This is a genomic window from Geomonas sp. (assembly GCF_035254065.1).
In the GTDB taxonomy this organism is placed as follows: Bacteria; Desulfobacterota; Desulfuromonadia; order Geobacterales; family Geobacteraceae; genus Geomonas.
Genome location: NZ_DATFBA010000199.1, coordinates 1 through 7,980, shown reverse-complemented (window position 1 = coordinate 7,980; position 7,980 = coordinate 1). Strand labels below are relative to the sequence as shown.

Annotated in this window: 5 protein-coding genes; 3 read left to right on the top strand and 2 right to left on the bottom strand. The window is 61.2% G+C overall.

The annotated features are described in order from the left end of the window. Nucleotides 1–821: 821 nt before the first annotated feature. Nucleotides 822–986: a phospholipase D-like domain-containing protein gene (locus VJ604_RS09500; protein WP_324081930.1), complete on the bottom strand. Its 165-nt coding sequence runs from the start codon at nucleotides 984–986 to the stop codon at nucleotides 822–824. Between the two features lie 382 nt (nucleotides 987–1,368). On the opposite strand from VJ604_RS09500, the gene VJ604_RS09495 reads away from it, so the two are divergent. The 3 genes from VJ604_RS09495 to VJ604_RS09485 all read left to right on the top strand — a co-directional run bounded on the left by VJ604_RS09495 (nucleotide 1,369) and on the right by VJ604_RS09485 (nucleotide 5,175). Next, nucleotides 1,369–2,412, top strand: coding sequence for a hypothetical protein (locus VJ604_RS09495; protein ID WP_324081927.1), 1,044 nt, complete (start codon nucleotides 1,369–1,371; stop codon nucleotides 2,410–2,412). Nucleotides 2,413–2,444: 32 nt separating this feature from the next. Then, nucleotides 2,445–3,326 (top strand): hypothetical protein, encoded by an 882-nt coding sequence (locus tag VJ604_RS09490; protein WP_324081925.1) that lies wholly within the window; start codon nucleotides 2,445–2,447, stop codon nucleotides 3,324–3,326. 346 nt (nucleotides 3,327–3,672) lie between these two features. Next, complete coding sequence (locus VJ604_RS09485; RefSeq protein ID WP_324081924.1) at nucleotides 3,673–5,175, top strand: B12-binding domain-containing radical SAM protein; 1,503 nt, start codon at nucleotides 3,673–3,675, stop codon at nucleotides 5,173–5,175. 157 nt (nucleotides 5,176–5,332) lie between these two features. Here the strand turns inward: VJ604_RS09485 and mgtA are convergent, their stop codons facing one another. Next, a complete protein-coding gene (gene mgtA / locus VJ604_RS09480; RefSeq protein ID WP_324081922.1) occupies nucleotides 5,333–7,879 on the bottom strand; it encodes a magnesium-translocating P-type ATPase in 2,547 nt (848 codons plus the stop codon). Nucleotides 7,880–7,980 lie beyond the last annotated feature (101 nt).

Genomic DNA, 7,980 nt, shown 5'->3' with positions numbered 1-7,980 from the left:
CGATCGGCGGTTGCGATATCTCCGTCACGGATAGCAACCGTTGCTCAGCGATTGCGATCTCTCCGTCACGGATAGCAACCGTTGCTCAGCGATTGGGATCTTCCCGTCACGGATCGCAACCGCCGCTCAGCGATTGCGATCTTCGCGTCACGGATAGCAACCGTCGCTCGGCGGTGGCGGTCTCCTCGGGGCGGATAGCAACCACGTTCAGAGATTGCAATCTCCGCGGCACTAACAACAATCGCCGTTCATCCATCTCGGCAGTGGAGTAAAGGAGAGCTGTGGCGGTGGGGAAGCTCGACTCTGGATATCGCCGCCGAGTCTCATATATCCGCAGGTGGCTCAGCGCGGAAGGCGATCGTTCCGGGGAGCTGCGAGGGGGAGTTTCTTGAGTTACTTCAGTTACTCAGCAGTAAGTCAAGTAACTCAAGTAACTCAAGAACGTCCCCTTCCAGTCCCCCCGCCATACAAAGCCAACCCCGACCCTCATATCTCCGTAGATAGCTTCCCTGTTAGACCTTCTTCGGGAATCAGTGTGCGCAGGTAGTGTGCGCCGTCATCTGCAAACAGCTCAGTTGGAAATGAAAAGGGCGGAGGAATGATCCTCCGGCCTTTTCAACTTCATATTATTACCGCCGTCACTTTCCAGGGTAATCGATGCTTTTGATCGGCCGCTGGACTTTTCCGGCCAGTTTTTTGGGAAGCGGTGTGCAGTGCTCTGAGAACAATTTCGGCTGACGCAGCGAACTGCAGTGCAGAGGTGCCGCACCCAGGGAATAGGAAGCGGAAATGTTGAGAGAAACATGATCTCCTGCAGACTGTTACATCCAACGGGAAAATGCGTGCGCGAAGGACTGCCTGATTTTTTGCCACAGCGGCCGTTTTTTCCACTTCTCCCATAGGATCTGGTCCGACGCGGCGAGATCCGCGGCGAACACCTTCTCCATGTCGTCGGCAAATTCACGACTGAGGACCACCGCATTCATTGGAGGCGTCGGGCAGGGTTGAACAACTGGTAGAGAGTATAAGGACCACGAGGGACAGACAGAACAACTGGGACTTGATGTCTTTCATCACTGGATTATATCAAAAAGGGACCTCTCTGCCGTAAACATTATCCACTGGGCAGCCAATGACTTTCCAGATAAGAGAAAGGGCGGGCCGCTGATTGGATTTGACAATTATCGGCTGTATGGAATTTGTTTTTCGGGCGGGACCGGATATTATGTTAACTGCACTTCATGGTAGTTCTGCCTTCTTCCGGCTTAGCTATGACAGCACGACCTGCGTAATCCGCACCTCTCAGAGTGATTCAAGATCAATATCTGCGGCGCATTACCACCGGCCAATCGCGGAGGGTTAACGTCTATGCGTTTGTCAAAAATATTTCTGGTGCTCGTTTTCTGCTGCGCGGCGGGTGCTGCGGCTACTGCCCAAGTCACCGACCCGCTTGCTGAACTGAAGCAGTTCGGCGGTTTCCAGAAGATCGATGTAAAGCGGATGCTGGAGGGGGAGATCCTCTCCCAGCGCGGAGCGCTGATGAAATTCCCCAACGGCATCTCGTCCCAGCTCTGCTTCGCCGTGCCGCTCTCTCCGTCCGAGACGGTCAAACAGCTCGAGACCTGGGATTCCAAACGCTATGCCGCTCTCAAGGTGTACGCCTCGCACGAGCTGCGCGACCCCGTTGATCCCGATGAATTCAACGACCTCTACCGTTACCTCGATCCCGGCACTGCTCCGCTGCGTTGGTTTTGGGACCAGACCCTGGCGACCACTCCCCGCAGTTCGGATCTGAACCTCACCCAGATCGAGGCCTCGGAACTTTCCCGTTGCGTCGGCAAAAATGCCGATGTGAAAACCATCGCCTCCTGCTGGGGCAATCTATTGCACGGACGCGCCTCGTCCTTTCAGCGTAACGGCTTCAGCAAGGCGCTCACCTACGATTTCGACGTGGAACCGATCAACCCGGCCTCCCACCTGCGGGCCCTGTTACAGGAACAGGCTCCCATCGCCCGTGAATTCGCCCCTCTGCTGCAGAGTGCCGGGCTGCTGGACGGGGGGGGCGCCATCCCGCCCAGCAAGCCGACCTGCTACTGGAGGCTGTTCCAGGCCGACCACCACGCCACCTTGAGCCTGGGAGCGGTCTACCTGCGGCAGGTGGGCGATCATTATCAGCTGCTGGACCTGGAATATTACGTGAGCGGCACCTACTATACCTCCGCCACGCTCTACGAGATCTGGCCGGTCCGCGAAGGCGGAAGGGCCGGTTCCCTGGTCTGGTGCAACGTGTTCTGCTCGGCCCCCACGCTCCGGTTCGCCTCGGGGATCGAACGGCTCGCCTCGGGGGTCATTCTGACCCTGGAATTCAAAAAGGTTGTCCGCTGCTTCCAGGACAGCGTCAAACCCCGATGACCGGTGGCTGCGCCAGTTGCAAGGAGATTGAGATGAAAAACGGCTTTTTCCCGACCCTGTTAATGGTTTCACTGCTGATGGCACTGCTGGCGATGCCAGTCGTGGTTTCGGCCAGCGAATCGATTCACGTTTCCCATGAAATCGACGTCACCTTGGGATACGCCGGACGCGAGGCAGCCCAGGTCGCCCCGAGCAGCCAACTGGATGCGGACCTCAAATATGTCGCCTCGCCGCAGGTCACCAAGGACCTTTTACTGCGCTTCGGCACCCAGTGGCAGGGTTCTTCGTTCCCGGGATCACGCCCCCTGGCCGCGCCCGCCACGCTGCAGCACGCCAATGCGATCCTCGGATTCGACTACCAGGTGGCCGAGCAGTGGCTCATGCGCGCCGAACTGCAGCCAGGCTTCTACGGCGACGTGATCCGATTCGACGGACGGCGCTTCGACGCACCGCTGCTGTTGGGCGTTGTTTACCTGGTCGATGCCGATCTGCAATGGTTCTTCGGCCTGCGCGCCGACGTTAAGAGCCAGTATCCCGTGTTCCCGGCGGCCGGCTTCCGCTATAGGTTCGCCGACCTCTGGACCCTGAACATGATGTTTCCCGATCCGCGCCTGGAGTACGACGTGAACAGCAGGCTCAAGAGCTACCTGGGCATGGGAATAACGGCCGGCACCTACGTGGTGGGCGATAAGTACGGCGATGATCGTGGCATACCGAAGCTCAACCACGCCACGGTCGATTTCACCGAACTGCGCATGGGCCCAGGTTTTTCGTGGAAGCCTCTTCCCTACCTCACCCTGGAAGCCCAAGCCGGGTATGTGCTTTACAGGAAGTGGGATTTCTTCGATCAGAACATCGATCCGACCGGCCATCCCGTCCCTTACCTGCGGCTCGACTGCAAGGCACGTTTCTGACGCGCACACCGTCTTCAGGTCAGCAGGGGCGAGAGCACGCTTCACGGTTACTGCGGTTCCAGTCGCCAGGCTCCCGATGCTGCTGCGGCTGCCCCCCCTGCCACGCCGCAATTTCCCTGGAAGCCTACAGCGTGCTGATCTTTTCCCGGTGACCTGGCCGCAGGTAACCGCGGCTGTTTTTTGCACTTCGGCTCGCCTATCGCGAGCCGAAGACGGTTCCCGGTGTTATGATAGCCGTTAAGGGGGAACAGGGGATGTCCGATGGTCTGGAAAGAAAAGAAACGGGGCGCACAGCATGAAGGCCACCCACTGTACGACCGAGTTCATTTAGCTCCCAGAGGTGAACATGAAAGTCCTGCTGCTGTATCCCAAATGCCCTGATACGTACTGGAGTTTCCGTCATGCCATGCCGTTCATCGGCAAAAAGGCCGCCTTCCCTCCGCTTGGCATCCTCACCGTGGCGGCGCTGCTCCCGCAATCATGGGAATTGAAGCTGGTCGACCTGAACGTAGACCGGCTTTCGGACCATGACCTTTCGTGGGCCGACTACGTCTTCATCAGCGCGATGACGGTGCAGAGGGATTCGGTCAACGAAGTGCTGGCCCGCTGCCTCGAGCTGGGGGTGAAGACCGTCGGGGGAGGGCCGCTTTTCACGAGCTGCCATGACGAGTTCCCGCACATGGACCACCTGGTGCTCGGCGAGGCCGAGGTGACCCTCCCCCGTTTTCTGGAAGACCTCGACAGGCAGACGCCCCAGCGGCTGTACCTGCCAGACGGCCGCCCCGACCTCTCCCGCACGCCGCGCCCCCGCTGGGGGCTGATCGACATGCGCAAGTACGCTTCCATGAACATCCAGTTTTCCCGGGGCTGTCCCTTCGACTGCGAGTTCTGTGACATCACGCAGCTCTTCGGGCACCAACCGAGAACCAAGAGTTCGAAGCAGGTGCTGGCCGAGTTGGAGGCGCTCTGCTCCATCGGCTGGCGCGGCGGGGTTTTCTTCGTGGACGACAACTTCATCGGTGACAAGAGGAAGCTGAAAGAGGACGTGCTCCCGGCGATGATTTCCTGGATGAAGGCGAGTCGACACCCGTTCTTCTTCTATACCGAGGCTTCCATCAACCTGGCGGACGACCCGCAGCTCATGGAACTGATGGTCGCCGCCGGGTTCCAGGAGGTCTTCATCGGCATCGAAAGCCCCGAGGGGGATTCGCTGAAGGAGACGGGGAAGGTCCAGAACAACAACCGGGACATGGTGGCCTCGGTGCAGTCCCTCCAGCGGGCCGGGCTCCAGGTGCAGGGGGGCTTCATCGTCGGTTTCGACAACGACTCGCCGGCCATCTTCGAAAAGCAGCTCCGCTTTATCCAGGAAAGCGGCATCGTCACCGCCATGGTGGGGATACTGATGGTCCTGCGGGGGACCAAGCTGCACGGCCGGCTCTCCCGCGAGGGAAGGCTGATCAGCACCGCCAGCGGGAACAACACGGATACCGCCCTCACCTACCTTCCCAAAATGAATCCCCAGGTCCTCGTGGAGGGGTACCAGCGTCTGGTGAGGACCATCTATTCTCCGGATTATTTCTATGCGCGGCTGATGACCTTTCTGAAGGAGTACCGGCTTTCGGGGCCGTCGCCATTCTCCATGCTGCAGCGGCGCGATATCAGGGCATTCTTCCGCTCCATGTTCTTTCTCGGCATCCTGGGAAAGGAGCGCTGGCACTACTGGAAGATCTTTTTCTGGACGCTGCTCAGGAAACCGCGGTTACTCCCCGTCACCATTACGCTCACCATCTACGGCTATCATTTCCGTACCGTTGCGGAACAGGCGTACTCCCCACCTCAAAGCGACTGATTACGAGGTGGGCACGAAAACGCGACTTCATCCACCCGGTGCGACATGAACGATCATAAAAAGACAAAAGCACATCTCCACCCAGAGGACTCCGGACTCACAGCCGTGGGGGGAGCAGAAAGCCCGGCTTGAGGTTGCCGCATCCCCTGTAGGGGGGTCACTCCGCAGCGAAACGGCGGAAGAACCACCGCTTCATCCCTTCCACGGCCAGCAGGTAAGCGACCAGCATGGCGGTCAGGAGCAGGAAGAAGAACGCCGGCGGCGCCACGAAACCGAGGTGCCTGCCGGCCGGGGTGAAGGGGAGCAGGGCGGCCACCGCCACCACGGTCAGGGAACAGGCGACCAGCCAGCGGGCAGGGCGGCTCTGGAAGGGGTTCTTGCGGGTGCGGATGACGAAGATGACCAGCACCTGGGTCGCCATGGACTCGATGAACCAGCCGGTATGGAAGAGCGCCTCCCCGGCATGAAAGAGGGTCAGCATGACGTAAAAGGTGAGGAAGTCGAAGAGGGAGCTGACCGGGCCGATGACCAGCATGAAGTTGCGGATGAAACCCATGTCCCAGTGCCGCGGATGGCTCAGGTAGTCGTCATCCACCCGGTCGAGCGGGATGGGGAGCTCGGAAACGTCGTAGAGGAGGTTGTTGAGCAGGATCTGCACCGGCAGCATGGGGAGGAAGGGGAGAAAGAGCGAGGCTCCCGCCATGGAGAACATGTTGCCGAAATTGGAACTGGTCCCCATCATGATGTACTTCATGATGTTGCCGAAGGTGCGCCTTCCTTCCAGGACGCCGGCATGCAGTACCCCCAGGTCCTGCTCCAGAAGGATCATGTCCGCCGCCGCTTTGGCGACGTCAACCGCGCTGTCCACCGAGATGCCGACATCGGCCGAATGGAGCGAGGGGGCGTCGTTGATGCCGTCGCCGAGATAGCCCACCACATGGCCGCGGCGCTTGAGGGCGAGGATGACCCGGTTCTTTTGCGAGGGGGTGACGCGGCAGAAGAGGTTCACCTGCTCCGCCCGCGAGGAAAGCGCAGGATCATCCAGCTGCTGGATCTCCGCCCCGGTCAGCACCCCGATCACCGGGATCCCCAGTTGTGCGAAGACATGCTGGCTCACCAGTTCGTTGTCGCCGGTGATGATCTTGACGGCGACCCGGTCGGCGGCCAGCCCGGCCAGGGCCTCCCTGGCGCTCGCCTTGGGGGGATCGAGAAAGGCTGCGAAGCCGGCAAAGACCAGCTCCGACTCATCGCCCACCACCGCATGGGGATGGTCCCTCCCCACCCGCCGCGAGGCGATGCCCAGTACCCGGAACCCCTCCCGGCTGAGCGCCTCGAACTGCGCGTTGATCTTCAGGCGCGCCGCTTCGTCCAGGGGGCGCAGCTCCGCCTCCCCATCCGCCTCGTAGGAGACCGACAGCCGCAGGATATCTTCGGGAGCCCCCTTGACCACCAGCAGTCTGGCCGTGCCGCCGTCAAGGAGCACCGAGACCCGGCGGCGCTCGAAGTCGAAGGGGACTTCATCGACCTTCTTAAAGCCCCCCGCATCGATCTCCCTGTGCTCCAAAATGGCGTCATCCAGGGTGCTCTTCAGGCCGGTCTCGAAATAACTGTTGTAATAGGCCAGCTCCAGGACCCGCAGGCTCTCCTTCCCCAGGGGGTCCTGGTGGCGCTCCAGGCGGATGCGGGCCTCGGTCAGGGTGCCGGTCTTGTCGGTGCAGAAGACGTCCATGCTCCCCAGGTTGTGGATGGAGGCGAGCCTTTTCACGATCACCTTGCTTTCCGCCATCCGCAGCGCGCCCCGCGACAGGGTCACCGAGACCACCATGGGCAGGAGCTCGGGGGTGAGCCCCACCGCCAGCGCCACGGCAAACAGGAACGATTCCAGCCAGGGGCGGTGGAAGTAGGCGTTAACCAGCAGGACGAACAGGACGAGGAGCACCGTCATGCGCATGATGAGCAGCCCGAAGCGGTGGGTCCCCTCCTCAAAGGCCGTGGGGGGGGCCTTGGCCAAGAGGGTGTCGGCGATGCCGCCCAGTTCGGTATGCTGGCCGGTGCGGCAGATCAGCACCCGGGCGGTGCCGCTCACCACCGAGGTCCCGAGCAGCACGGAGTTGCCGGCGGCGAGGACCTCGCTCTCCCCGGGGAGCTCGCTCGGGGATTTTTCCACCGGGAAGGCCTCCCCGGTCAGAAGGGCCTCGTTGACGAAGAAGTCCTTCGCCTCCAGCAGCCGGCCGTCACAGGGGACCAGGTCGCCCGCGGCAAGGAGCGCCACATCCCCCGGCACCATCTCGGCGAGCGGGATTTCCCTGAGCTTTCCGTCGCGCAGCACCTGCCCGCGCACTGCCACCGACTGGCGCAGGCGATCCGCGGCCTGGCCGGCCCGGTATTCCTGGACGAAATCGAGGGTCACGCTGATTAAGACGATGGTGCCGATGATGAAGAAGCTCGTGGCGTCGCCGGTGAAGGCGGAGAGGGCGCTGGCGGTGAGCAGGATGATGACCAGGGGGTTCTTGAACTTGGCGAGGAACTGCAGGACGAGCGCCTTCTTCTGCTCCCCGTGGATGAGGTTGGGACCGAAGCGGTCGAGGCGGGAAGCCGCCTCCGCGCCGCTCAGCCCGTCAGGGGTCGAGCCCATCTGTTCCAGGAGCGTCGGGACGGGGAGTTGCCAGAAGGGTGAATCAGTTTCAGCGGCGGGTGCAGCCATGATCGATCCCCTCCAGAGGTCCGGTTACCGGCAGCCGGCATCTTTAGGCAATGGTGATCCGGTTCAGGTCGGTGTCGGCAAGTAAAAACGAGGCCACATCC

Coding starts and splice junctions, on each gene's coding strand:
- VJ604_RS09500 (WP_324081930.1), bottom strand. CDS start 986: ATGAATGCGGTGGTCCTCAGTCGTGAATTTGCCGACGACATGGAGAAG.
- VJ604_RS09495 (WP_324081927.1), top strand. CDS start 1,369: ATGCGTTTGTCAAAAATATTTCTGGTGCTCGTTTTCTGCTGCGCGGCG.
- VJ604_RS09490 (WP_324081925.1), top strand. CDS start 2,445: ATGAAAAACGGCTTTTTCCCGACCCTGTTAATGGTTTCACTGCTGATG.
- VJ604_RS09485 (WP_324081924.1), top strand. CDS start 3,673: ATGAAAGTCCTGCTGCTGTATCCCAAATGCCCTGATACGTACTGGAGT.
- mgtA (WP_324081922.1), bottom strand. CDS start 7,879: ATGGCTGCACCCGCCGCTGAAACTGATTCACCCTTCTGGCAACTCCCC.